At 72.9% G+C, this 25,170-nt stretch carries 23 protein-coding genes; 5 read left to right on the forward strand and 18 right to left on the reverse strand.

From position 1 onward, the window contains the following. Positions 1-16: 16 nt before the first annotated feature. The 8 genes from ilvA to H8838_RS15365 form a co-directional block, all read right to left on the reverse strand. Positions 17-1,273, reverse strand: a complete 1,257-nt coding sequence (gene ilvA, locus H8838_RS15330) for a threonine ammonia-lyase IlvA (RefSeq protein ID WP_224766165.1) — start codon at positions 1,271-1,273, stop codon at positions 17-19. A 90-nt stretch (positions 1,274-1,363) separates the two neighbouring features. After that, positions 1,364-2,557, reverse strand: coding sequence for an elongation factor Tu (gene tuf / locus H8838_RS15335; RefSeq protein WP_181312626.1), 1,194 nt, complete (start codon positions 2,555-2,557; stop codon positions 1,364-1,366). A gap of 69 nt (positions 2,558-2,626) precedes the next feature. Next, complete coding sequence (gene fusA, locus H8838_RS15340) at positions 2,627-4,744, reverse strand: elongation factor G (RefSeq protein ID WP_181312625.1); 2,118 nt, start codon at positions 4,742-4,744, stop codon at positions 2,627-2,629. A 78-nt stretch (positions 4,745-4,822) separates the two neighbouring features. Further along, positions 4,823-5,293: a 30S ribosomal protein S7 gene (gene rpsG, locus H8838_RS15345; RefSeq protein WP_181312624.1), complete on the reverse strand. Its 471-nt coding sequence runs from the start codon at positions 5,291-5,293 to the stop codon at positions 4,823-4,825. Further along, positions 5,293-5,667, reverse strand: a complete 375-nt coding sequence (gene rpsL / locus H8838_RS15350) for a 30S ribosomal protein S12 (RefSeq protein WP_011757353.1) — start codon at positions 5,665-5,667, stop codon at positions 5,293-5,295. Before rpsL ends, rpsG begins: the two co-directional genes overlap by 1 nt. 186 nt (positions 5,668-5,853) lie before the next feature. Beyond that, positions 5,854-7,107: an MFS transporter gene (locus tag H8838_RS15355; protein ID WP_181312623.1), complete on the reverse strand. Its 1,254-nt coding sequence runs from the start codon at positions 7,105-7,107 to the stop codon at positions 5,854-5,856. A gap of 10 nt (positions 7,108-7,117) precedes the next feature. After that, entirely contained in the window at positions 7,118-7,567 is a 450-nt protein-coding gene (locus H8838_RS15360; protein WP_181312622.1) for a MarR family winged helix-turn-helix transcriptional regulator, read from the reverse strand. Positions 7,568-7,676: 109 nt separating this feature from the next. Continuing rightward, a complete protein-coding gene (locus H8838_RS15365; RefSeq protein ID WP_224766166.1) occupies positions 7,677-9,143 on the reverse strand; it encodes an NCS2 family permease in 1,467 nt (488 codons plus the stop codon). Between the two features lie 94 nt (positions 9,144-9,237). Here H8838_RS15365 and H8838_RS15370 point away from each other — a divergent pair, with 94 nt between their 5' ends. Then, the gene (locus H8838_RS15370; RefSeq protein WP_224766167.1) at positions 9,238-9,540 is read left to right on the forward strand and encodes a DUF2530 domain-containing protein; all 303 of its coding nucleotides are present in this window, start codon (positions 9,238-9,240) and stop codon (positions 9,538-9,540) included. Position 9,541: 1 nt separating this feature from the next. Here H8838_RS15370 and H8838_RS15375 read toward each other — a convergent pair whose 3' ends face one another. Continuing rightward, positions 9,542-10,309, reverse strand: coding sequence for a DUF3027 domain-containing protein (locus H8838_RS15375; protein ID WP_181312621.1), 768 nt, complete (start codon positions 10,307-10,309; stop codon positions 9,542-9,544). Positions 10,310-10,388: 79 nt separating this feature from the next. Here H8838_RS15375 and H8838_RS15380 point away from each other — a divergent pair, with 79 nt between their 5' ends. Beyond that, positions 10,389-11,813, forward strand: a complete 1,425-nt coding sequence (locus H8838_RS15380) for an MFS transporter (RefSeq protein WP_224766168.1) — start codon at positions 10,389-10,391, stop codon at positions 11,811-11,813. A gap of 10 nt (positions 11,814-11,823) precedes the next feature. Here the strand turns inward: H8838_RS15380 and H8838_RS15385 are convergent, their stop codons facing one another. The 8 genes from H8838_RS15385 to H8838_RS15420 all read right to left on the reverse strand — a co-directional run bounded on the left by H8838_RS15385 (position 11,824) and on the right by H8838_RS15420 (position 19,856). Then, a complete protein-coding gene (locus H8838_RS15385) occupies positions 11,824-12,363 on the reverse strand; it encodes a hypothetical protein (protein ID WP_185994687.1) in 540 nt (179 codons plus the stop codon). Further along, complete coding sequence (locus tag H8838_RS15390; protein ID WP_185994686.1) at positions 12,360-13,553, reverse strand: hypothetical protein; 1,194 nt, start codon at positions 13,551-13,553, stop codon at positions 12,360-12,362. The genes H8838_RS15385 and H8838_RS15390 overlap by 4 nt, the downstream gene beginning before the upstream one ends. Beyond that, positions 13,550-14,812 carry a hypothetical protein gene (locus H8838_RS15395; RefSeq protein ID WP_181312618.1) on the reverse strand — a complete coding sequence of 421 codons (1,263 nt, stop codon included), beginning with the start codon at positions 14,810-14,812 and terminating at the stop codon, positions 13,550-13,552. The genes H8838_RS15390 and H8838_RS15395 overlap by 4 nt, the downstream gene beginning before the upstream one ends. A gap of 44 nt (positions 14,813-14,856) precedes the next feature. Then, positions 14,857-15,252: a cold-shock protein gene (locus tag H8838_RS15400; protein WP_181312617.1), complete on the reverse strand. Its 396-nt coding sequence runs from the start codon at positions 15,250-15,252 to the stop codon at positions 14,857-14,859. Between the two features lie 97 nt (positions 15,253-15,349). After that, positions 15,350-16,801, reverse strand: a complete 1,452-nt coding sequence (locus H8838_RS15405) for an HAD hydrolase-like protein (RefSeq protein WP_224766169.1) — start codon at positions 16,799-16,801, stop codon at positions 15,350-15,352. A 9-nt stretch (positions 16,802-16,810) separates the two neighbouring features. Further along, positions 16,811-17,884, reverse strand: coding sequence for an RDD family protein (locus H8838_RS15410; protein ID WP_185994685.1), 1,074 nt, complete (start codon positions 17,882-17,884; stop codon positions 16,811-16,813). Continuing rightward, a complete protein-coding gene (locus tag H8838_RS15415) occupies positions 17,881-19,041 on the reverse strand; it encodes an FHA domain-containing protein (RefSeq protein WP_185994684.1) in 1,161 nt (386 codons plus the stop codon). Before H8838_RS15415 ends, H8838_RS15410 begins: the two co-directional genes overlap by 4 nt. Further along, the gene (locus H8838_RS15420; protein WP_181312614.1) at positions 19,038-19,856 is read right to left on the reverse strand and encodes a PP2C family protein-serine/threonine phosphatase; all 819 of its coding nucleotides are present in this window, start codon (positions 19,854-19,856) and stop codon (positions 19,038-19,040) included. The genes H8838_RS15415 and H8838_RS15420 overlap by 4 nt, the downstream gene beginning before the upstream one ends. Positions 19,857-19,939: 83 nt before the next feature. Here H8838_RS15420 and H8838_RS15425 point away from each other — a divergent pair, with 83 nt between their 5' ends. Genes H8838_RS15425 through H8838_RS15435 form a run of 3 tightly spaced genes read left to right on the forward strand, consistent with a single transcriptional unit; the run spans position 19,940 to position 24,417 of the window. Continuing rightward, positions 19,940-22,246, forward strand: a complete 2,307-nt coding sequence (locus H8838_RS15425) for a helicase C-terminal domain-containing protein (RefSeq protein WP_185994683.1) — start codon at positions 19,940-19,942, stop codon at positions 22,244-22,246. Between the two features lie 9 nt (positions 22,247-22,255). Then, on the forward strand, positions 22,256-22,780 hold the full coding sequence (locus tag H8838_RS15430) for a CGNR zinc finger domain-containing protein (RefSeq protein WP_185994682.1): 525 nt from the start codon (positions 22,256-22,258) through the stop codon (positions 22,778-22,780). Beyond that, positions 22,777-24,417 (forward strand): DNA repair helicase XPB, encoded by a 1,641-nt coding sequence (locus H8838_RS15435; RefSeq protein WP_185994681.1) that lies wholly within the window; start codon positions 22,777-22,779, stop codon positions 24,415-24,417. Before H8838_RS15430 ends, H8838_RS15435 begins: the two co-directional genes overlap by 4 nt. Before the next feature lie 10 nt (positions 24,418-24,427). Here the strand turns inward: H8838_RS15435 and H8838_RS15440 are convergent, their stop codons facing one another. After that, on the reverse strand, positions 24,428-25,150 hold the full coding sequence (locus H8838_RS15440; RefSeq protein WP_224766170.1) for a GntR family transcriptional regulator: 723 nt from the start codon (positions 25,148-25,150) through the stop codon (positions 24,428-24,430). Positions 25,151-25,170 lie beyond the last annotated feature (20 nt).

A 25,170-nucleotide genomic window follows, 5' to 3' on the forward strand; every position in this document is an offset into this window, starting at 1 on the left:
GCCTCACCTGCGGGGCTCACATCAGGAACGTGAAGAGCGGCGAGCCCGGCGAGACCTGCTCGATGGTCAACGGGCTCGTCTCCATCCGGGCCAGCAGTGCCCCCAGGTCCTCGGCGCGCTCGAGCTCGATCCCCACCAGGGCCGGGCCGGTCTCCCGGTTGTTCTTCTTCACGTAGTCGAAGACCACGATGTCGTCCCCCTCCCCCAGCACGTCCTCGAGGAAGTGCCGCAGGGCTCCCGGCTCCTGGGGGAAGGAGACGAGGAAGTAGTGGCGCAGACCCAGGTGGATCAGTGACCGCTCCAGGATCTCGCCGTACCGGCTGACGTCGTTGTTGCCTCCGGAGACCACGCACACCACCGCCTGGTCCGAGGGCACCTGACCCGCCAGCTCGCGGGCGGCGGCGCTGGCCAGGGCGCCGGCCGGCTCGGCGATGATGCCGTCCACCTGGTACAGGTCGAGCATCTCGGTGCTCACCGCGCCGGCGTCGACCCGGACCACCTCGTCGACCAGGTCGCGGACCACCGGGTAGGTCAGCTCCCCCACCCGGCCGACGGCCGCGCCGTCCACGAAGGTGTCGACGTGCTCCAGGGGGACCGGGCGGCCCGCGGCCAGCGCGGCGGTCATGCTGGCGGCGCCGCTCGGCTCCACCCCCACGATCCGCACGCCGGGGTGTCGCTCGCGCAGCCACAGCGCCATCCCGGCCACCAGGCCACCGCCGCCCACGGGAGCCAGCAGCGTGTGCAGCGGGCGGTCCAGCTGGTCCATGACCTCCATGGCCACCGTGCCCTGCCCGAGGATGGTGCGGGCGTCGTCGAAGGGGTGGACGAAGACGGCGCCGGTGCGGTCCGCGTCCGCCCGGGCCGCGGCTCCTGCGGCGTCGTACGTGCTGCCGGAGACCACCAGCTCGACGCGGCCCTCGCCGAGCGCGACGATGCGCTGACGCTTCTGCCTGGGGGTGTTGCCCGGCACGTAGACGCGGCCGTCGATACCCAGGCGGGCGCAGCTCCAGGCCACGCCCTGGCCGTGGTTGCCGGCACTGGCGCAGACCACTCCCCTGCCACGCTCCTCCGCGGTCAGTCCGCTGATCAGGTGGAAGGCGCCACGGACCTTGTAGGAACGGGTGATCTGCCTGTTCTCGCGCTTGAGGTGGACCTGTGCCCCGACCAGCCCGCTGAGTCGGGGGCTGAGCTCCAGCTCGGTACGCCGCACCACCGGGGCCAACAGGGCCGCCGCCGCCTCGACGCCCGAGGCGCCCAGCTCAGATCGGTTCACCGCAGCAGCCTACGTGGACGCAGAACGGCCCCGGACCATCAGGTCCGGGGCCGTTCTGGATGGATCAGCCGGTCGTGCGACCGGCGGCGATCACTTGGTGATCTTGGTGACCCGGCCGGCGCCGACGGTGCGGCCACCCTCGCGGATCGCGAACTTCAGGCCCTCGTCCATGGCGATGGGCTGGATGAGCTCGACCGACATCTCGGTGTTGTCACCCGGCATCACCATCTCGGTGCCCTCGGGGAGGGTCACCACGCCAGTCACGTCCGTGGTGCGGAAGTAGAACTGGGGACGGTAGTTGTTGAAGAACGGGGTGTGGCGACCGCCCTCCTCCTTCGAGAGGATGTAGACCGAGGCCTCGAAGTTGGTGTGCGGGGTCGTGGTGCCCGGCTTGATGACGACCATGCCGCGCTCGACGTCCTCGCGCTTGGTGCCACGAAGCAGCAGACCGACGTTCTCACCGGCCTGGCCCTCGTCGAGCAGCTTGCGGAACATCTCGACACCGGTGACGGTGGTCTTCTGCGAGCCCTCGCGGATGCCGACGATCTCGACCTCCTCGTTGACCTTCACGATGCCCCGCTCGATGCGGCCGGTGATGACCGTGCCGCGACCGGTGATGGTGAAGACGTCCTCGACGGGCATGAGGAACGGCTTGTCGACCTCACGCTCGGGGGTCGGGATGTAGTCGTCCACGGCCTGCATGAGCTCGGCGATCGACTCGCCCCACTTCGCGTCGCCCTGCAGCGCCGGGAAGGCCGCCACGCGGACCACGGGGATGTCGTCGCCCGGGTACTCGTACTCCGAGAGGAGCTCGCGCACCTCCATCTCGACGAGCTCGATGAGCTCCTCGTCGTCGACCATGTCGCACTTGTTGAGCGCCACGACCAGGGCCGGCACGCCGACCTGGCGGGCGAGCAGCACGTGCTCGCGGGTCTGCGGCATCGGGCCGTCGGTCGCGGCAACCACCAGGATCGCGCCGTCCATCTGCGCGGCACCGGTGATCATGTTCTTGATGTAGTCCGCGTGACCGGGGCAGTCGACGTGCGCGTAGTGGCGGCCCTCGGTCTGGTACTCGACGTGCGCGATCGAGATCGTGATACCGCGCTGGCGCTCCTCGGGAGCCTTGTCGATCTGGTCGAAGGCCGAAGCCTCGTTCAGGTCCGGGTGCTTGTCGTGCAGGACCTTCGTGATCGCCGCGGTAAGAGTCGTCTTGCCGTGGTCGATGTGACCGATCGTACCGATGTTGACGTGCGGCTTGGTCCGCTCGAACTTCGCCTTAGCCACTGTGGGCTCCTCCTGTTGGTTGTTTCTTGACTCGTGGGTTGGTTGGTGCAGCCGAGGATCCGGGCGAGGTCACTCGCCGCGGACCTTCTTGATGATCTCGTCGGCGATGTTCGTGGGAACCTCGGCGTACGAGTCGAACTCCATCGAGTACGACGCCTGCCCGGAGGTCTTGGACCTCAGGTCGCCAACGTACCCGAACATCTCGGAGAGCGGGACGAGGGCGTTGACGACCATGTCGCCGTGCCGCTCCTCCTGCGCCTGGATCTGGCCGCGACGCGAGTTGATGTCACCGATGACCGTGCCCAGGAAGGACTCGGGGGTGGTGACCTCGACGGCGAACATCGGCTCGAGCAGGACGGCCTTGGCCATCCGTGCGGCCTCCTTGAAGGCCTGGTTTCCGGCGATCTTGAAGGCCAGCTCGGAGGAGTCGACGTCGTGGTAGGCGCCGTCCTCGAGCGTGAACTTCACGTCGACCATCGGGTAGCCGGCGAGCACGCCGAACTCCATGGCGTCCTGACCACCCTGGTCGACCGACGGGATGTACTCGCGCGGGACGCGACCACCGGAGACGTTGTTGACGAACTCGTAGCCCGCACCGGTACCGGTCTCGGGGTCGATGTTCGGCTCCAGGGAGACGACGACCTTCGCGAACTGGCCCGACCCACCGGTCTGCTTCTTGTGGGTGTAGCTGTGGTTCGCGACCTTCTTGCGGATGGTCTCGCGGTAGGCGACCTGCGGCTTGCCGACGGTGGCCTCGACGCGGAACTCGCGCTTCATCCGGTCGACCAGGATCTCCAGGTGGAGCTCGCCCATGCCGGCGATGATCGTCTGGCCGGTCTCCTCGTCGGTCTTGACCGTGAAGGTCGGGTCCTCGTCGGAGAGCCGCTGGATGGCGGTACCGAGCTTCTCCTGGTCACCCTTGGTCTTGGGCTCGATCGCGACCTCGATCACCGGGGCCGGGAACGTCATCGACTCCAGCACGACCTGGTTCTGCGGGTCGCACAGGGTGTGGCCGGTCTTGGTGTCCTTCAGGCCCATGACGGCGACGATCTGGCCGGCGCCGACCGACGAGATCTCCTCACGCTTGTTCGCGTGCATCTGGTAGACCTTGCCGATCCGCTCCTTCTTGCCGTTGACCGAGTTGACCACGGTCGTGCCGGCCTCGAGCTTGCCGGAGTAGACGCGGACGTAGATCAGCTTGCCCAGGTGCGGGTCGGCAGCGATCTTGTAGGCCAGGCCGGAGAACGGCTCGGAGTCCGACGGCTTGCGCAGCACCGTCTTCTCCTCGTCGCGGGGGTCGTGACCCTCGATGGCGTCGATGTCCAGCGGCGAGGGCAGGTAGGCGACGACCGCGTCGAGCAGGGGCTGCACGCCCTTGTTCTTGAACGCGGTGCCGCACAGGACCGGGTTGACCTTGTCGGCCAGCGTGGCGCGACGGATCGCGGCGGTCAGCTCCTCGACGGTGAAGTTCTCGTCACCCTCGTCGAGGTACTTCTCCATGATGTCGTCGTCGGCGTCGGCAAGCGTCTCGATCAGCCGGGTGCGGTACTCCGCGGCCTTCTCGGCGAGCTCGGCCGGGATCTCCTCGACCTCGTAGTCCTCACCCATCTTGGTCTCGCCGCGCCAGGTCAGCGCGCGCATGCCGACCAGGTCGACCACGCCGAGGAAGTCGCTCTCGGCGCCGATCGGGATCTGCAGGACCAGCGGGGTGGAGTTGAGGCGCTCGATCATCATGTCGACGCAACGGAAGAAGTCCGCACCCGTGCGGTCGAGCTTGTTGACGAAGCACATGCGGGGCACCGAGTACTTGTTGGCCTGGCGCCACACCGTCATCGTCTGGGGCTCGACACCGGCGACACCGTCGAAGACCGCGACGGCGCCGTCGAGGACGCGCAGCGAGCGCTCGACCTCGGCGGTGAAGTCGACGTGACCGGGGGTGTCGATGATGTTGATCTGGTGGTTCTTCCACCAGCAGGTCGTCGCGGCGGACGTGATGGTGATGCCGCGCTCCTGCTCCTGCTCCATCCAGTCCATCGTCGCGCCGCCCTCGTGCACCTCACCGATCTTGTAGGTGATGCCGGTGTAGAAGAGGATGCGCTCGGTGGTGGTGGTCTTGCCGGCGTCGATGTGGGCCATGATGCCGATGTTGCGAACCTTGTTGAGGTCCGTGGTGATGTCAACGGCCACTGAAAGTCACAGTTCCTTAAAGATCGAGGGGTGCGGTGGTGCCGGGCGCACGCCGCGGGCGGCGTGCGCCCGGACGGGTCACCAGCGGTAGTGGGCGAAGGCCTTGTTGGACTCGGCCATCTTGTGCGTGTCCTCGCGCTTCTTCACAGCGGCACCGAGGCCGTTGCTGGCGTCGAGGATCTCGTTCATCAGGCGCTCGGCCATGGTCTTCTCGCGGCGGTCAGCCGCGTAGCCGACCAGCCAGCGGAGCGCCAGCGTGGTGCCGCGGTTGGCCTTGACCTCGATCGGGACCTGGTAGGTGGCGCCACCGACACGGCGGGACTTGACCTCGAGGGCGGGCTTGACGTTGTCGAGCGCACGCTTGAGGGTCAGGACCGGGTCCGTGCCGGTCTTCTCGCGGCAACCCTCGAGCGCGGTGTAGACGATGCGCTGAGCGACCTGCTTCTTGCCGTCCTGAAGAACCTTGGAGACGAGCTGGGTGACGATCTGCGACCCGTAGACGGGGTCGACGTCGAGGGGACGCTTCGGTGCGGGGCCCTTGCGCGGCATCAGCTCTTCTCCTTCTTCGCTCCGTAGCGGCTACGGGCCTGCTTGCGGTTCTTCACGCCCTGGGTGTCGAGCGTGCCGCGGATGATCTTGTAGCGGACACCGGGGAGGTCCTTCACCCGGCCGCCGCGGACGAGCACGATGGAGTGCTCCTGGAGGTTGTGGCCCACGCCCGGGATGTACGCCGTGACCTCGACGCCGCTGGACAGGCGCACGCGGGCGACCTTGCGCAGAGCGGAGTTCGGCTTCTTCGGGGTGGTGGTGTAGACGCGGGTGCAGACGCCCCGGCGCTGGGGCGAGCCCTTGAGCGCAGGCGTCTTGTTCTTGGACACCTTGTCCTGACGGCCCTTGCGGACCAACTGCTGAATGGTGGGCACCGGGTGGTTCCCCTTCTTTTTCACTCATCACGGCCCGGCACCTTGCCGGGCTCGGGGTCTTGCTCTGAAGCTGTGTGCCTGTCGATCTTCAGCGCGGGAGATTCGGCCTGTCGGCGTCAGGGCACGCGCGTGGGTCTGGGTGTTCCAGACACGAGGATTGAGGCTACTCGCCCCCGTGGGGGAGGGTCAAAATGGCGCCAGCACGGCGTCCTGGGGAACCTGCCTCCTCCTCGCCGAGGCGAGGAAGACCGCCGCGGCCACGGCGACACCCAGCACGGTCGTCCCACCTCCCAGGATGAGGGTCCACCTGGCCCCCATCTCCTCGCCGATCCAGCCCACCACCGGAGCCCCCAGCGGCGTGCCGCCCATGAACACCATGAGGTACAGCGCCATCACCCGGCCGCGCATTCCCGCGCCCGTGTTCATCTGCATGTACGTGTTGGCGGCGGTGATCATGGTCAGCGAGGTCAGGCCGAGCACCGGGGCGAGCAGGGCGAAGGTCAGGTACGTCGGGGCGAGCCCGGCGACCACCTCGATCGCGCCGAAGACCAGCGCCGCGCCGACGACCAGGCGGTGCCGGACCCGAGGACGCCGGGCGGCGAGCAGGGCGCCCGCCAGCGAGCCGACGGCCAGGAAGGTGCCCAGGGCGCCGTACTCGCCGGCGCCCTTGCCGAAGACCTCGGTGGCCATCAGGGCGGAGGTGATCTGGAAGTTCAGGCCGAAGGTGCCGACCACGAAGACGATGGCCAGGATCAGCAGCAGGTCGGGGCGGTCGCGGACGTAGCGCACACCCTCGCGGATCGCCCCGGGCCCCCGCTCCTGCGGCGCCGGCGTGTCCAGCCGGGCGGGGTCGAGCCGACGCAGCGCCGCGATCGGGGCGGCGTAGGAGACGGCGTTGGCCAGGATGACCCAGCCGGTCGCCACCGCTCCCCCGCCCAGCGCGGCGATCAGCACGCCGGCCAGTCCGGGGCCGACGAGGCGGGCGGCGTTGAAGGAGGCGGAGTTGAGGCCGACCGCGTTGCTCAGGTCCTCCGGGGCGACCATCTCCGAGACGAACGACTGGCGCGCGGGAGCGTCGAAGGCCGAGCTGACGCCGAGCACGACCGCCAGCACGTAGACGTGCCAGATCTGGGCGGAGCCGGTCACGGCGAGGAGCCCGAGCACCAGCGCCGGGAGCGCCATGCCCAGGTTGGTCAGCTGGAGGAGCCGCTGCTTGGGCAGCCGGTCGGCGACCAGGCCGGCGAACGGGGCCAGGAGCAGGGTGGGCAGGAACTGCAGGCCGGTGGTGATGCCGAGCGCCATCCCGCTGCCGCCACTGAGGACCAGGACCAGCCAGTCCTGGGCGACCCGTTGCATCCAGGTGCCCGTGTTGGAGACCACCCCGCCGGCGGCGTACCGGCGGTAGTTGGCGTTGTGCAGGGAGCGGAACGTGGGACTCAAAGTGTGGCGATCAATCTTCCTGTGCGAGCTGGTGGAGCAGGGCGGAGGCGCGGTGCAGCAGCGCACGGTCCTCGTCGGTCAGGGTGTTCAGACGCATGTCGAGCCAGGCGTCGCGGCGGTCCCGGTCGGCCAGCACGGCCTCGCGGCCTCGCGCGGTGACCTGGACGACCACGGCCCGGCCGTCGGTCTCGTGCGGCCGGCGGACGACGTACCCGGCCTCCTCGAGGAGGGTGACGGTCCGGGTCATCGACGGGGGCTGGACCCCCTCGAACGCCGCGAGCTCGCCGACGGTGCGGTCGCCGGCGCGGACCAGGTAGGCCAGCACCGACATCGAGCCGAGGCTGAGCGGGTTGTCGGGGTGACGCTCCATGGCCAACCGGCGACGGAGCCGCATCACGCCGAACCGGAGCTCGGAGGCGAGGCCGGCGTCGGAGCGGGTGACCTTCTCGAGCGCGGGCATGTCCTTAGTCTAGGTCATTACCTGTGGTAAACAAAACGGGACGGGGCGAGAACGACACCGGTCCCCCGCGCCGGACGGCGCGAGGGACCGGGACGAGGTCGGTCGGGGGTCAGGTCAGCCAGCTGGTGATCGGGTTGATGGCGAAGTACACGACGAACATCACCGCGATCACCCACATCAGCCCGTGGATCTCCCGGACCTTGCCGCGCACCAGCTTGATCAGCACGTAGGCGAGGAACCCGGCGCCGATGCCCGCCGAGATGGAGTAGGCGAACGGCATGAGGACGATGGTCAGGAACGCCGGGATGGCGATCTCCAGGTCGTCCCAGTCGATGTCGCGCACCTGCTGCATCATCAGGAAGCCGACCAGCACCAGCGCCGGCACCGCGGCCTCCGACGGCACGATCGCCACCACCGGCGACAGGAACGTCGCGAGCAGGAAGAGCACGCCGGTGACCACGGCCGAGAGCCCGGTCCGGGCGCCCTCGGCGACGCCGGAGGTCGACTCGATGTAGGAGGTGTTGGAGGAGACGGAGGCGGCGCCACCGGCGATCGCGGCCACCGAGTCGACGACCAGGATCCGCCGGGTGTGCGGCGGGACGCCCGTCTCGTCGTTGAGGCCGGCCTCGGCGCCCACCGCGGTCATCGTGCCCATGGTGTCGAAGAAGTCGGTGAGCAGCAGGGTGAAGACCAGCAGGAAGACCGTGACCACCCCGACGTTCTCCCAGGAGCCCAGCAGGCTGAACTCGCCCAGCAGACCGAAGTCGGGCCACGCGACGAGCTTGTCCGGGAACGCCGGGACGTTGAGGTTCCACGCGGTCGGGTTGGGCGTGCCGTCGGCGCCGAAGGCCGGCGGGATGTCGGCGAGCTTCTCCACCACGATGGCCACCACGGTGGTGACCGCGATCGAGAGCAGGATCGCTCCGCGGACCCTGAGCGAGTAGAGCGCGATCACCAGTGCCAGGCCGAAGCAGAAGACCAGGACGGGCCAGCCCGCGAGGCTGCCGCCGACCCCGAGCTCGAGCGGGGTGCCCCCGCCCGGGTTGACGAAGCCGGCGTCGACCAGGCCGACCAGCGTGATGAAGAGTCCGATCCCGACCGAGATCGCCACCTTGAGCGAGACCGGGACCGCGTTGAAGACCGCTTCACGGAACCCGGTCAGGACGAGCACGAGGATCACCACGCCCTCGATGACGACCAGGCCCATGGCGTCGGCCCAGGTCATCTGGTTGGCGATGGAGTAGGTCACGAAGGCGTTGAGTCCCAGGCCCGCGGCCATGCCCATCGGGAAGTTCGCGACCAGGCCCATGGCGATGGTCAGCAGGCCCGCCACCAAGGCGGTGCCGGCCGCGACCATGGCGAAGTCCAGGGTGTCGCCGTTCATGTCGGCGCCACCGGTCAGGATGATCGGGTTCAGGACCAGGATGTAGGCCATCGTCAGGAAGGTCACGATCCCGCCGCGAACCTCCTGCCCGACGGAGGACCCACGTTCACTGATCCGGAAGAAACCGTCCAGGCCTCCCCGCTTGGTGGAGGCCTTGTCGTCGGCGCCGTGTTCGGCTTGCAGTTTGCTCACGTTTCGCCATCCTGGCACGACCGATCAAGGGACCGCACACGGCACCGACAGGTGGGACGGCAGCCCCGCCGGAACCCACGCTAGATTGGCCTCCGTGGACGCGCCAGAGGACCAGCCCCAGGAGCACCGGCTCGGCCGACGGACCTTCCTGGTGGCCGACGTGGAGCCGCTCGACGTGGACGGGGTGCGCACCGTCGAGGTGGGAACCGTCCTGTGGTTCGTCGGGTTCGTGGCCCTGCTGCCGTTCTACTCCCCGCTGGCCGAGGCGGGCAGGCTCTGGTGGCTGTGGACCTGCACCGCGGGGCTGGGCCTGGGACTCCTCGGCCTGGAGTACTGCCGCCGCCGGCGCAACGCCAGGGCCGAGGCCGACGACCCGGCTCCGGGTCACCGGCACTAGCTCAGAAGCGCTCGAGCTCCGGGTCCAGCGTGTCGTGGGCGTGCTCGGGCACCGGCACCGGCTGCTGCTTGCGGGCCAGCTTGACCTCGGAGTGGGCACCGCAGCCGTGGTCGTAGGTCACCACCCGGCCGTCGTCGTTGGCGTTGCCGTTGGCGCACACCCCGAACATCTCGGACAGCGGTCCGGCGAGCCGGACCAGGAAGCCGCACGAGTCGCAGTGCTGCGGCGCCGACTTGGCCAGCGGCGCGTCCGGGCCGCCCTCGCCGTCGTGCCAGCGCTGGGCCGCCATGTCGCGACCCTCCACCGAGAGCGTGCGGACGCGGCCGGCGTACAGCTCCTGGACCACTGCGCGCACCTGCCCGCGGGCGTCGGGATCCTCCGGCTCCTCGCCGACCAGGTACGTGGGGACCAGGCGCGGGTCCTCGTCCTCGACCGGCAGCAGGTCGCCGGGCGAGAGGTCGCCGGGCTGCAGGCGCTCCTTGTAGGGCACCCAGCCGGGGGCGACGATCGCCTGCTCGCCCGGGAGCAGCACGACCTCGTCGATGGTGACGCGCTCGGAGTCCGGAGCCCGGGAGACGGTCACCGACCAGTACCACCCGACGTAGCCGGGGTGCGCGCAGCCGAAGAGGTGGCTGGCGGTGTGCTCGTCCTCGACCTGGACGCTCAGGTGCTCGCCGACCTGACCGGCCGGGGCCTCCTCCAACAGCGCGGCCCGGGCCACTCCCACAGCGGCAGCCAGGACGGGGTCGGGCTCGACGACGGTGTTCACGCCGGAATCATGTCACGCGATCCCGGACACTCCCAAGGCACCGTCGGCAACGGAACGGACCAGGCGGCAGGATGTGTCCGTGACCACCTCAGCCCCCGGGCCGGACCCGCACGAGCGTGCCGCCCCCGGGGTGGGGCGTCGACTGGCCGACGCCGGCGCCGGCGCGGCCCGCGCCTCCGGCCGTGCGGCCCGGGCAGCCGCCCGGGCCGCCGGGCGCGCCGGCAGGTTCACCGCCGGCCAGGCCCGCCGGGCCGCCCGGGCCGAGGGAGCGGGCGACTCCGGCCTGTCGAGGTTGATCGAGCTGCACGCCTTCAACGCCGCCGGCGACGCGGCGGTCGCCATCTCCCTGGCCGGCACCCTCTTCTTCCAGGTGCCCACCGGTGAGGCGCGCGGCCAGGTCGCGCTGTTCCTCGGCCTGACCATGCTCCCCTTCGCCATCGTGGCGCCGCTGATCGGCCCGTTCCTCGACCGCTTCAGCCACGGGCGGCGGTGGGCGATCGGCACCACGATGGCGGTCCGCGGGTTCCTGTGCTGGGTGCTGGCCACCGCGGTGGTCACCGAGTCCGCCTGGATGTTCCCGGCCGCCCTGGGCGTGCTCGTGGCCTCCAAGGCGTACGGCGTCACGCGGGCCGCGTCGGTGCCCCGGCTGCTGCCGCGCGACCTCACCCTGGTCAAGGCCAACGCCCGGCTCTCCCTGGCCGGCGTGGTCGGCGCGGGCGTCTCCGCACCCCTGGCCGGGCTCGCCTCCTGGGCCGGGCCCGAGTGGTCCCTGCGATACGCGTTCGTGGTCTTCGTGGTGGCCACCATCTGGGCGATCCGGCTTCCCGCCCGGGTCGACTCCAGCACCGGGGAGGGCACTCTGGTCCTGCTGGCCGACAGCGACCCCGGACCCGGACCCGAGGTGGTCACCCCCGGAGGACGCCGCCCCCGCCTGCGGATCCCGCCGGCGGTCGCCTTCGCGCTCCGCGCCAACTGCGGACCCCGCTGGCTCTCGGGCTTCCTCACCATGTTCATGGCGTTCCTGCTCCGGGAGAACCCGATCGAGGGCTGGCGCCCCGAGGTGCTGCTGGGCCTGGTGATCGGCGCGGCCGGGCTGGGCAACACCTTGGGCATCGCGGTCGCGTCGCTGACCCGGCGGATCGACCCGCGGACCACGGTGGTCGCCGCCCTGCTCGCCGACTGCCTCCTGGCGCTGCTGACCGCCGCGTTCTACGGGGTGGTCACGCTCGCCCTGCTGGGACTGACCGCCGGCCTGGCGCAGTCCCTGGCCAAGCTCTCCCTGGACTCCACGATCCAGCGCGACGTGCCCGAGCGGATGCAGAGCAGCGCGTTCGCCCGCAGCGACACCTCGCTCCAGCTCGCCTGGGTGGTGGGCGGCTTCGTCGGCATCGCGATGCCGTTGATGCCACGGCTCGGGCTCGGCGTCGCCGCCGCGGTCCTCGGCGCCTGGGCGCTCTACGTGCTGGTCGACCGGCTCAGCGTCCGGTCGCGCACCGCGCGCTGAGGACCGGCGGTCAGTCGTCGAGGCGGCGCAACGGCTCGTCCGGCAGCTGCTCGATCCACTCCAGCAGCCGCTTGCGGGCATCGCCCAGGTAGTCCGGCTCCGGGGAGACCGAGCCGGTCTCGTCGGTGCGGTAGACCGCCGTCCACCCCTCGGTCGCCTCGGCGTGGCTGTCCTCAGGCCCTTGCCACAGCACCACGAGAGAGGGCTCGTCGAGCTCGGCCACGATCTGCTCGGCGGCCTCGATGTAGTGGTCGTAGCCGGCGTCCATGCTGTGCCGCCACACCACCACGTGCACCGGGAGGTCGCGCTCGGCCAGAGCGGCGGCGACGGCTGCCTCCCCCTCCTCGTCGAGCATCGCCCGGCCTTCGGCGCTCACGTGCACCCGGTCGTCGGCCACCCCGGCGACCGCGTCGCGGACCCGGTCGCCCGGCTCGACCGGACCGACCCGGGTCGACACGTCGGGGTCCTCGCCGTGCAGGAGCCGCAGCACCCCGGACCCCGCGGCGACCCCCAGGGCGAGCGAGAGCAGCAGTCGCAGCACGGCGCTCACCGGTCCACCTCCCGGGCGCCGAGCTCGCGGGCGACCGGCTGCCAGAGCTCCTCGACGAACGCGCCGTACCCGGTGCGAGCCCAGACGGTGTCGAGCTCGTACCACGGCCGCGCACGTCCGAGCGGGCCGGAGACCACCCGCATCGGCCACAGCGCGGCGCGGTCGTGGCAGTCCGCGCAGACGGGCACCTCCAGCTGGCGGGTGCCCACCGGAACCCGGCGCTGGTGCGCGCCCTCGCCGTGCCGGGGATCGACGAAGCAGGGCCGCCACGGCGCTCGTCCGCCGTCGTCGGAGAGCGCGTGCCGGGCGACCCGGGCGAGCACCTGCGCCCCCACGAGGTCACCCAGGTCGAGGTCCGCACTCCCGCCCCGCTCGAGGAGGGACCGTGCGGTGTCGTAGGACCCGTCGACCAGCACCCTGGTGTCGCCGCCGAGCGACGCAGCACGGTCGGCCAGCGTCCGGGCGACGGCGTCGAGCTCGCGCTCCGCCTCCGCCCGGACCTCCCCCGGGGTAGCCTGCACCGGCTCGGGCCCACGCGCCTCAGCCTCCTTCCGGGCGGCTGCCAGGCGCTCCGCGACGCCGCCCCAGAGGAGCCACGCGGCCCCGGCGACGAAGCTCCCGACCAGCACCGCGAGCACCCACGAGGAGCCGATCCCGTCCTGGACGCCCTCCCCGGCCCGCCAGTCCGGCGGCGCGCGCCACCCCTCCTCCTTGGCGAAGGACTTGTACTCCGACCGGCTGATCTCGCCGTGGCGGAGCAGCACGGTGAGGTCGCGGGCGATCAGCCCGGGCTCCGAGACCCCGGCGTCGGCCCCGCCGTTCGGCGCGTGCTCGGTGGCGGCCTGGTTGATCAGGCCCTCGTCCGGAGCGTCGCCGAAGGTGGCCACCTCCGTGCCGAGGTAGTCCCCCTCCTGGGTGTGCACGGCGATCACCGCGTCACCCCCACCCAGCCGGGTGTGCAGGAGCGTCGCCACCTCCCGGGCCGCGTCGTCCCCGGTCACGCCGTCGACCTCCGGGACCATCACCACGTAGACCGGGAAGTCCGCCTCCTCGACGATCTCGCGCAGCCCTGCACGCACCTGATCGGTGTGTCCGTTGCCGAACATCTGCGGCACCTGCACCGGGTCCTCGCGCAGCGCCTCGGCGATCGCGTCGACGTCGCCCTCGAGCAGCTCGTCCGTCCGGCTCATCCGCGGTCCCCCCGCTCCACGGACCGGTCGGCGTGCAGCCGTCGGACCAGGTCGGGCTCCAGCGCGCCGAACCCGGTCGAGGCCCACGGCTCGCGGTCGGTCTCGAAGTAGTGCCGCGGTGTGCCGCGGACCACGACGTCGAGGACGTCGGGACGCCGCCCGGCCTCGAGGTCGCGCCGGCAGGTCGTGCAGACCGGCGCCTCGACGGTGCGCCCGTCGTGCTCCAGCGTCCGGTCGACGGCCGCCTCGCCGTGCAGCGGGTTGAGGAAGCAGGGGGTGCTCGGAGTGAACTCCGCACCCCGCTCGGCGGCGGCCAGCGCCTCCAGGCCACGGGTCGCCAGCACCACGGCTCCCGCCGCGTCCAGCGGGTCCGCGGCGTCGTCGGGCAGGTCGGCCGGGAGCACCCGACCCGCCGCCTCGTAGTGGTCCAGGGCCGCGGCCCAGGCCGGGCTGCCCGAGCCGCTCATCTCGAGGCCGTCGATCGCCTCGCCCAGCGCGAGCACGTCGCGCCGGGCCCGGCGTACCAGCTCGGCGTCGCCGGCGGCCCGGACCCGGTCCAGGACCGACTCCGGGAGCACGAAGGTCCGGGGGGCTGGCTGGCGCCGGCGGAACCGGGAGACCGCGACCAGCAGCGCCGCCCCCAGGAGCAGCACGCCCAGGTAGTCGCCGACTCCGGTCTCGTCGTCGGCGAACGGGATCCAGGACTCCAGCGACGTCCCCTCGCCCGCGCGCTCGGCCGCCCGGGCGTCCAGGTGGTCGTCGCGGGCCTGTCGGGCTGCCTCGACCTCGGCCTCGAAGCTGTCGTCGGCCAGACCTTCGACCACCCGCTGCAGCCCGTCCCCCAGCGCGGCGGGTGCCTCGGACCACGCCAGCAGGGTCTCGACCTCGCCGGTGATCTCGCTGCGGCCCGCGACCTCTCCCCACTGCTGCACCGCCAGGCTCAGGGTCGAGCCGTCGGGGAGGGTGGCGTAGCCGGAGTCCGACTCGCGTGCCGCGGCCTCGTAGACGTTGTTGACACCGACGTAGAGCCCGTCGGGAGCGCCCGCGTCGTGCACCCGCACCAGCAGGTCGTCACCGGCGCGGATCCCGCCCCCCTCGGGCGGCACCAGCACCACGTGGACCGGGATCTCGGCCTCGCGCGCCGTGGCGGTGATCGAGGCCAGCTGCTCGGGCGGGATCCACCCGTCCGCGGCCGGGTCGACGTGCGCTCCGGTCTCCAGGAGGTCGGCCACGACCTCGTCGATGGCCGTCTCGCTCACGGCGCCCCCTCCGCTCGATGTGCTGGCGAGACCCTAGCGCGTCCTCACAGCTCCAGCTCGTCGGCGAGCGCCCGCAGCAGCTTGGCCGTCGGGCGTGCCGTCCGCGGGTCCGGCTGGCGACCGTGCCGGTACCCCTCACCCAACGCGTCCAGGAGCTTGATCAGGTCCTCCACGATGGTGACCATCTCCTCGGGCTTCTTGCGCTGCGCCTGACGCTGGTTGCGCCGCACCGAGGTCGGCGCGTCCAGCAGCCGGACCTGCAGCGCCTGGTCACCGCGGCGTCCCTGGGCGATGCCGAACTCGACCCGGGCCCCGTTCTTCAGGGTGGTCACCCCGTCGGGGAGCGCGTCGGCGTGCACGTACACGTCGGGACCGTCGTCCTGCGACAGGAACCCGAAGCCCTTGTCGGTGTCGAACCACTTGACCTTGCCAGTGGGCACAGCTCTCACGTCTCCTCAGCACGGACCGCGGCGCTCACCACGGCGTCCGGGAAGGATAGGGGGCTCCGACTCGGTGCCGCCACCCGGACGGCCCCGGTCAGCGGGCGAGACGCTCGTTCATCGAGCCGCTCCGGAACCCCCGAGGGTCGAGCTCGACCGCGTCGAACCCCGCGGCCCGGACCTCGTCCAGCACGGCCCGGCGCAGCGACGTCGTCGGGGCGAGCGGGCCGGCCAGCAGCGAGGCGTCCACCTCCAGGCTGGCGCCCGCGCCCAGGTCCCGCACCCGCAGGTCGCGGACCAGCACCCCGTGCTCGGCCAGCACGCGGCGTACCGACTCCTCGGCCCGCTCGACCCGGGCCAGCCGGGACGGGGTGACCTCGATCCCGTAGGCGACCCGGCTGGAGAGGCAGGCCGCGGCCGGCTTGTCCCAGGTCGGCAGCCCCCAGGCCCGGGAGGCCGCCCGGACCTGCTCCTTGGTCAGCCCGGCGTCGCGCAGCGGGGTGATCGCCCCGCGCTCGGCCGCCGCCCGGATCCCGGGCCGGAAGCCCGCGACCGCGTCGTCGGCGTTGGTGCCCGTGGCCACGTGCGCCAGCCCGTGCTCCGCGGCCAGGTCCGCCAGGACCTCCACCAGCTCGGCCTTGCAGAAGTAGCACCGCTCGCCGGTGTTCGCCCGGTAGCCCTCGCGCTCCATCTCCCGAGTCTCCGGGGTCAGGACCCTGACCCCCAGCGACTCGGCGAACCGGCGGGCCGGCTCGCGCTCGGCCTGCGGCAGCGAGTGGGAGTAGCCCGTGGCGGCGGCCACCCGCTCCGGCCCCAGCGCACGGACCGCCGCGGCCAGCAGGAACGCGCTGTCGGCTCCCCCGCTGTAGGCGACCAGCACCGACCCGCGGCCGGCCAGGTCCGCCTCCAGGGCTGCCAGCCGGGTGCTCAGGAGATGCTGCTCCAGCCAGCCGGGGAACTCGGTGAGGTCCTCGAGGACGACGTGGGTCCCGGCGGCCAGCAGCTCCTCGCGGGTGCAGCCGCCGGTGAGCACCGAGACGCTGAGCGCGCCGCCGGCCAGCGCACCCTCCACGTCGTGCACGTGGTCGCCGACGTAGATGCCCACCCCGTGCTCGCGCAGCACCGCGCCCTTGCCGGCGCCCCACACGTCGCCGGCCAGCACGTCGACCTCGAGCCCGAGGTGGTCCAGGTGCAGCCTGGCGTTCGCGGCGAACTTGCCGGTGACCACCACCACGCCGCCACCGGAGCGTCGTACGGCGGCCAGCGACTCCAGGGCGCCCGGGAGCACGGGCACCGGGGCCACGGCCAGCCCCGGGTAGAGCTCGCGGAACCGGTCGACGGCGTCGTCGATCTCCTCGGCCGGCACGGAGTCGGCCAGCAGGTGGGCCAGCGGCGGCCCGAGCCGTGCGGTCAGCGCCTCGGCGTCGAGGTCGTACCCCCGCTCGGTCGCCAGTGCCCGCAGCGTGGCGGTGGCCCCCGGGACGGTGTCGATCAGCGTCATGTCGAGGTCGAAGCCGACGACCAGCGAGGGGTCAGATGAGGTCGCCATGCCGCCAGCCTAGGCGGGGGTGTCGCGCTGGACGCTCATCTCCCGGTCGCCGAACCGCACCCGGTCGCCGGGCAGGAGCGTGGCCGGCTTGCCCGCACCGAGCTCGCGCACGACGCCCTGGCGCAGCAGCATGGACCCGTTGGTGGAGCCGCGGTCCATCACCACCAGGCTGCCGTCCGGCGCCGGACCGAACTGGGCGTGCGTCTTGGACAGCGACATGTCCGAGGAGGGCAACGCCACGACGTGCCGCACCTGCTCGCCCGGACGCGGCTCGGGACGGCGGCCCACCAGGACCAGCCCCTCCACCGGGAAGGTCTCACCGGTGTCGAAGAAGACCCGCCACCGGGGCGCCGTCGGCGCGGCGGCGTGCCGGGGAGCGCTCCGGGCGACCGTGCGACCGTCCTCGGCCGCGGGTGCGGCGGGGACCGGGACAGGGGTGGGAGCGGGAGCCGGCGCGGTCGCAGGCGAAGGCGGAGGCGACGGGGCCTCCGGCGTGGGCGCCACCGGGGCGGGACGGCGTACCGGTCGCTCGACCACGGGCGCCGGCTGCGCGGGCGCGGGAACCAGCCGCATGGCGGTCAGGTTGACCACGTGCCGCGGTCCCTCCGCCTCCTCGGCGACCTCCTCCTGCTCCGGCCGCAGGTCGACCACCACCGAGCCGGCCAGGTGGTCGTGCCAACCGCGGCGCTGTCCGCGGGAGTCCGCGAGCGCGGTCCAGGCCAGCGCCGCCAGCCCGAAGCCGAAGGTGGGCAGCGTCAGCAGCCCCTGCACCAGGGAGCGCAGGATGCCCGGCCCCACCCCGATCGGCATCCCGGTGCCGTGGTGGACCACGCGCAGGCTCGTGGCCCGCTTGCCCGGGGTGGTGCCCTTGACGCCGGTCACGGCCCCCAGGACCACGACCACGAGCAACGCCAGGACGAGCACGATCCCGGCCGTGGCCCACAGGCCGTCACGTCCCCACACCAGCCAGCCACCGGCCGCGGCAGCGGCGTACAGGGGCCAGGTCACGGCACGGTCCAGGACGAACGCCAGGAACCTGCGTTCCAGGTCCGCGACGGGGAACGTGATCGGCAGCTGGGTCACGGCTGGGTGACCTGGATGGTGACTCCGTCCCCGAGGTCGAGGATCGCACCGGGGATGAGCTGGACGGCCATGCCGGGCTGGAGGTCCTCGGGCGGCAGACCGGGCTGGACCAGCAGCGTCCCGTTGGTGGAGCCGAGGTCGGTCGCGACCGCCGAGCCGTGGTCGACGCCCGAGCCCGGCCGGATCTCCAGGTGGGTCGAGGAGACCTCCTGGTTCGGGCTGGGCACGGTCACCAGCTGGGGCTGGTCGCCCGGGGCGAAGCGTCGGGCCTCCGGCGCGCGCCCGACCAGCACGGCCCGGTCGACCTCCGTGGTCGTGCCGTGGGAGAAGACCAGGCGAGCCACCGGGCGGGCGGTCACCTGGGGGGCCTGCGGCTGGCCGGGGATGCCCAGGGGCGCGGGCTCCTCCTGCGGCTCGCCGATCTGGGTCAGCCCGTCGTGCTCGAAGCCGGGGACGATCGGGATCTCGCCGGTCTCGGCGGCCGCGGCGGGGGCAGGGGCGGCCGGGGCGGCGACCTTCGGCACGGAGAACGCCGGCACGCTGGGCAGCGGCGGCACCGTCATCCCGGGCACCGGCGCGGGCGTCGGGGTGGAGACGTGCCGGCCGACGGGCTCGCTGACGGGCTCAGCGACGGGCTCAGCGACGGGCTCAGCGACGGGCTCGACGACCGGGTCGGCGACCGGCTGGGGAGCCACGGCCTGCACCGACTGCTCCGGCTGCTGGGCCTCGCCCCAAGCGAGCGACCCGACCCGGACCAGTCCCTCGCGGACCGGCGTCCGGGTCCCCTGCTCCTCGCTGTCCGGCAGGGTGGCGACCATCGCGGTCACCGTGGCGAACGACTCCTCGGCCCACAGCCGGTCCCCGGCGGTGACCTCGGTGGTGCCCCGGTCGGTGTGCACCGAGACGGTGGCACCGCCGCGGACCAGCACCCGCGCCGAGCCTCCCGAGACCGCCACCAGGACGAACTCGCTCACCGCCTGCAGGCCGGGCGCGAGCAGCGCGTCGAGCACGGCCTCGAAGCGGGCCCCCTCGTCGACCTCGGCCCAGAGCTCGGCGGCGCGTGCCTTCTCCCGGCCGGGCAGCAGGAGCGTGAGCTCCGGGCCGAGCAGGGCAAGCCACGTCCCGGTCGAGCTGGCGCGGTTCTTCACGTCGTTCACGGCAGGGCCCCCAGTTTGGTCTCGAGGCTCAGCTTCTGTCGCTGAGCGTCGTATCCGTCGTCCTTGGCCAATCCCACCACATCGACGACCAGTGCGGTCGCGTTGTCGCGTCCCCCGGCCGCCAGCGCCGCGGCGACCAGCTGCTCGGCGGCGTCCCGCGGGTCGGTGTGGCGGACCAGCAGCTCCTCGATCGCGGCGTCGTCGATCATGCCGGTGATGCCGTCGGTGCAGAGCAGGAGTCGCTCGGCCGAGGCCAACGGCAGCAGGAAGAAGTCGGGCTCGGGCGCCTCGGCCGCGCTCAGCGCACGGGTGATCACGTGCCGCTCCGGGTGGATGGCCGCCTCCTGCTCGGTGATCCGGCCCGCGTCGAGCAGCTCCTGGACCACCGAGTGGTCCACGCTCACCTGGTCGAGGCCCTCGTCGGTGAGCCGGTAGATCCGCGAGTCCCCGACGTTGCCGAGCAGCCAGCGAGGCCCCTCGTCGTGGACCAGCACGGCCACCGCCGCCGTGGTGCCCGCGTGCTTGGCGCGCCCGTGCGCCCCGGCCTGCTGCCGGACGTAGTCGCGGAGCCGGACCTGGCAGCGCTCCAGCGCCTCCAGCACCCCCACCACGCCGGCCCGCGCGTCGTAGTGCCCGCCGCCCATCCGACCGAGCTCCTCGACCGCCAGCGCGCTGGCCACCTCGCCGCCCGCGTGGCCGCCCATCCCGTCGGCGACCACGAAGACCCCGGGAGCCACCGCGAAGGCGTCCTCGTTGCCCGCACGCACGTGGCCCACGTCGGTGGCGGCACCGTGGTGCAGGTCGACCGCCACCATCTGCGTCCTCCTGGTCTGGCGGGGCTCGTCGCGGCTGGTCGCCGCCTCCGGCACCCCGGGGGTTGGCGAGTAGCGTAGGAGGGATGTCACCAGAAGGGCAGGGGCCCTCCCCCAGGACGCTCGCCGACCAGCTGCGCAGCTGGCCGGACGACCGGCTTGCCCGCCTGCTGGCAGCGCGCCCCGACCTGGCCAGCCCGGCGCCGCACGACTCGGCCCAGGTCGCCTCCCGGGCGGCCACCCGGTCGTCGGTGCTCCGCGCCCTCGACGACCTCGACCGGCTGCAGCTGCTGGTGCTCGACGCCCTGGTGGTGCTGGGCCAGGCCCCGGCCTCCGAGCTGGTCCCCCGGGTGCATGCCGCGCCGGACGCGGTGCGCGCGGCCCTCGAGGTGCTCGTCGACCGGGCCCTGGTCTGGGAGTCCCCGCAGGGTCTGCGGCCGCTGAGCGGCGTGGCCGACGCGCTGCGCGGCGACCAGCGCTCGGGCCTGAGCGGGCTGCGCCCGGTCACCCCGCACGGCCTGTCCCTCGAGCAGGCCACGACGCGGGTCGAGCGGCTCAGCCCGGCCGCCCGCGCGCTGCTGGAGCACCTCGCCGACCACGGCGGGGAGGGGACGACCGAACGGGTGCGGGTGCCCGCCAGCCCCGAGGAGGCCGGCACCCCGGTGGAGGAGGCGCTGGCACACGGTCTGCTGGTGCCCCAGCAGGCCGAGGGCCGTGGACCGGCGACGCTGCTGCTGCCCGGGCAGGTCGGGATCGCCGTACGCGCAGGACGCACCACCGCCTCACCGGCCGACGACCTGCCGCCGTTGGCGACCACGCCCCGCGACCAGGCCCTGGTGGACAGGACCGCGGCCGGCGCGGCGTTCGAGGCGGTCCGCCGGGTCGAGCTGCTGCTCGACTCCTGGGGCCTGCGGCCGCCCACCGTCCTGCGCAGCGGCGGTCTGGCGGTGCGCGACCTGAAGGCCGCGGCCACCGAGCTGCACGTGGACGAGACCGAGGCGGCCCTCCTGATCGAGGTGGCCGCCGCCGCGGGGCTGGTCGCCGAGGGCAGCGACGCCGACGGCGTCGCCGCCTGGCTGCCCACCCACGGGTTCGACGGCTGGGTGGCCTCGGCCCCGGCCGACCGGTGGCTGGTGCTGGTCCGGGCCTGGCTGGGCTCCCCGCGCCTCAGCGCCCTGGTCGGCTCCCGCGACCGGGCCGGAAAGACCCGCAACGCCCTGGACCCCGAGCTGGCCAGCACCTTCGCCGCCGAGGCCAGGGAGATGGCGCTGGAGCAGCTCGGCTCGCTGCCGCCCGGCGAGGTGCTGGCCGCCGGGACCGGGCTCCCCTCCCTGGTCGCCCGGGTGGTCTGGCTGCGGCCCCGGCGGCCCGGCACCCGCGAGGAGATGGTCGGGTGGGCGGTCCGCGAGGCCGCCGTGCTGGGGCTCACCGGTCTGGGCGGCATGGCCGCCCACGCCCGCCCCCTGGTCGGGCCGGAGCCGGATCCCGCCGCGGCCGCGGCTCTGCTCGCCCCCCAGCTGCCGACCCCGGTCGACCACGTGCTGCTCCAGGCCGACCTCACCGCGGTCGCGCCCGGCCCGCTGGAGTCGGGGGTGGCCCGCGACCTGCACCTGCTCGCCGACGTGGAGTCCCGCGGCGGTGCGACCGTCTACCGGTTCACCCCCTCCTCCCTGCGGCGCGCGCTGGACGCGGGATGGAGCGGCGCCGAGGTGCACGAGTTCCTCGCCCGCACCTCCCGGACCCCGGTCCCGCAGCCCCTGGACTACCTCGTCGACGACGTCGTCCGGACCTTCGGCACGCTGCGGGTCGGCAGCGCCGAGGCGTTCCTGCGCTCCGACGACGAGGCGGCGCTGGGCGCGCTGATGGCGCACCCGCAGGCCGCGTCCCTGGAGCTGCGCCGCCTCGCTCCGACCGTGCTGGTCTCCTCGCTCCCGGTCGACCTGCTGCTGCCCCGGCTGCGCGACCTCGGTGCCGCCCCGGTGGTGGAGGCTCCCGACGGGTCGGTCCGGGTCGCGCGCCCGGACCTGCAGCGGGCGCGCACGCCCCGGGCCCGTCCCGCGGACGCCGTGGCCGTGGCCCGGGAGGCCGCCCGGGTGCAGGCGGCGGTGACCGCGGTCCGCGCCGGGGACCGGGCCACCGCGGTGTGGCCGGCCGGCCCCCGCCGGGCGACGTCGCCCACCACCGCGCTGGCCGCGCTGCGCGAGGCGATCGAGTCCGACAGCACGGTGGTCATCGGCTACGTGGACAACCACGGCACCACCTCCGAGCGCCTGGTCGACCCGCTCCGTCTGGAGGGCGGACAGCTCACCGCGCGCGACCACCGCAGCGACGACGTCCGGACCTTCTCGGTGCACCGGATCACGTCGGTCGGAGTGGCTTCCCCGCGTCCGTAGACTCAGCGCGTGGACTTCCTCCGGTATGCCGAGTCCGGCGCGGCGCTGCTCAACGCCGACCCCGTGGACCTCGACTCGCTGGGAGTGCTCCTGGCGGGCCGGACGCGGCTGCAGGAGCAGGCAACCGCTCGGGACGCGAAGCGGCTGACGGAGTTCGCCGCGCGGCTGCGGCCGGTCTTCGCCGCCTCCGACGAGGGCCGCGTCCCCGACGTGGTCGCGGGCCTCAACGCCCTGCTCGCCGAGCACCCGGTGACGCCGCAGATCAGCGACCACGACCCGGCCGGCCTGCACCTGCACGCGGCCAGCGGCTCGGTGGCCGTCTCCGACCTGCTGATCGCCGAGATGCTGTTGGGCCTGGCCACGCTGGTCTGCGACCTCGGCCCGACCCGGCTGGGCGTGTGCAGCGCGGCTCCGTGCCGCCAGGCCTACCTGGACACCTCGCCCAACCGGTCCCGCCGCTACTGCTCCGACCGGTGCTCGTCGCGGGCCAACGTGGCGGCGTACCGGGCCCGTCAGCGAGCGGGGGCACGATGAACGACGGCCCGCTGATCGTCCAGTCCGACAAGACGCTGCTGCTCGAGATCGACCACGAGCGCGCCCAGGAGTGCCGCCGGGCGATCGCGCCGTTCGCCGAGCTGGAGCGCTCCCCCGAGCACGTGCACACCTACCGGCTCACCCCGCTCGGCCTGTGGAACGCCCGGGCAGCCGGGCACGACGCGGAGCAGGTCGTGGACACGCTCCTGACCTACAGCCGCTACTCGGTGCCGCACGCCCTCCTGGTCGACGTCGCCGAGACGATGGCGCGCTACGGCCGCCTGCGGCTGGAGAAGCACCCGACCCACGGGCTCCTGCTGGTCAGCACCGACCGCCCGGTGCTGGAGGAGGTGCTGCGGGCCAAGCGGATCAAGGGGATGCTGGGCGAGCGGCTCGGCGAGGACTCCGTGGCGGTCCACCCCAGCGAGCGGGGCAACCTCAAGCAGGCCCTGCTCAAGCTCGGCTGGCCTGCCGAGGACCACGCCGGGTACGTCGACGGCGAGGCCCACCCGATCGACCTGGTCGAGGACGGCTGGCAGCTGCGCGACTACCAGCGCGACGCCGCCGACTCCTTCTGGCACGGCGGGTCGGGCGTGGTCGTGCTGCCCTGCGGGGCCGGCAAGACGATCGTCGGGGCGAGCGCGATGGCTCACGCCCGGGCGACCACCCTGATCCTGGTCACCAACACCGTCTCCGCCCGGCAGTGGAAGGACGAGCTGCTGCGGCGCACCACCCTGACCGAGGACGAGATCGGCGAGTACAGCGGCTCGGTCAAGGAGATCCGTCCGGTGACGATCGCGACGTACCAGGTGATGACGACGCGGCGCAAGGGCGTCTACCGGCACCTGGAGCTGCTGGACGCCTGCGACTGGGGCCTGATCGTCTACGACGAGGTGCACCTGCTGCCGGCCCCGATCTTCCGGATGACCGCCGACCTCCAGGCCCGGCGCCGGATCGGGCTCACCGCCACCCTGGTCCGCGAGGACGGCCGTGAGGGCGACGTCTTCTCGCTGATCGGCCCCAAGCGCTACGACGCGCCCTGGAAGGACATCGAGGCCCAGGGGTGGATCGCTCCGGCCGACTGCGCCGAGGTCCGGGTCACCCTCACCGATGCCGAGCGGCTGGTCTACGCCACCGCGGAGCCGGAGGAGCGCTACCGGCTCGCGGCCTGCACGCCTCGCAAGCTCGAGGTGGTCCGGCGGCTGGTCGCCCAGCACGCCGGCCAGCCGACGTTGGTGATCGGGCAGTACATCGACCAGCTCGACGAGCTGGCCGAGACCCTCGACGCCCCTGTGATCAAGGGCGAGACGCCGGTCAAGGAGCGGCAGCGGCTCTTCGAGGCGTTCCGGTCCGGGGAGCTCTCCCTGCTGGTGGTCAGCAAGGTGGCGAACTTCTCCATCGACCTGCCCTCGGCGGAGGTCGCGATCCAGGTCTCGGGCTCCTTCGGCTCCCGCCAGGAGGAGGCCCAGCGTCTGGGCCGGCTGCTGCGGCCGAAGGACGAGGGCAAGAGCGCGCACTTCTACACCCTGGTCAGCCGCGACACGGTGGATGCCGACTTCGCCCAGAACCGGCAGCGCTTCCTGGCCGAGCAGGGGTACGCCTACCGGATCGTGGACTCCCACGACGTCGGCGCCTGAGCCTCAGGCCTCAGGGCGTGTCGTCGCCCAGCTGCACGTGCAGGGTGAACCGGTCGCTGCGGTAGGTGGAGCGGGAGACCTGCACCACCCGCTCGCCGCACAGGGCGCGGCGGGCCAGGCGCAGCACGGGCCGTCCGGCGTCGAGGCCGAGCAGCTCGGCCTCCTCCGGGTTGGCGACGTCGGCCTGGACGGCGTCCTCCGCCCAGGTCGGACGGAGCTGGCGGCTCTGCAGGGCGTCGTACAGGCTGGTGGGCAGTCCTTCGGCCAGGAAGCCCGGCAGCATCGCCTCGTTGAGGTAGGCGTCCTCCAGGCAGATGGCGCTCCCGCCGGCGCGGCGCAGCCGCTTCCAGTGCAGCACGGGCGCGTGCGGCGCGATCTCCAGAGCCCGCGCCACCCCGGGTCCGGCCTTCTCGACCCGGGCCAGCAGCGTCCGGGACTCCGCGCTCATCCCCCGCCGGCGCATGTCCTCGGTAAAGCTGGTCAGCCGGGCAGCCCGGCGCCGCGGGCGGGCCACGAAGGTCCCCCGCCCGGGCATCCGCTCCAGCAGCCCCTCGGCCACCAGCGCGTCCAGGGCCTGGCGCACCGTCATCCGCGCCACCTTGAAGTGGGAGACCAGCTCCCGCTCGGAGGGGGCGGGAGTACCGGGCTCGGCGCCGTCGAGCAGGTCGCGCACGTACTCGCGCACGACCACGTGCTTGAGCGCGCGCTGCGCCGTCTCGACCGCCTGTTCCACGAGCGGAACGATAGGTGCAG

Origin of the sequence: Nocardioides campestrisoli, from assembly GCF_013624435.2 — a bacterium.
In the GTDB taxonomy this organism is placed as follows: domain Bacteria; phylum Actinomycetota; class Actinomycetes; order Propionibacteriales; family Nocardioidaceae; genus Nocardioides; species Nocardioides campestrisoli.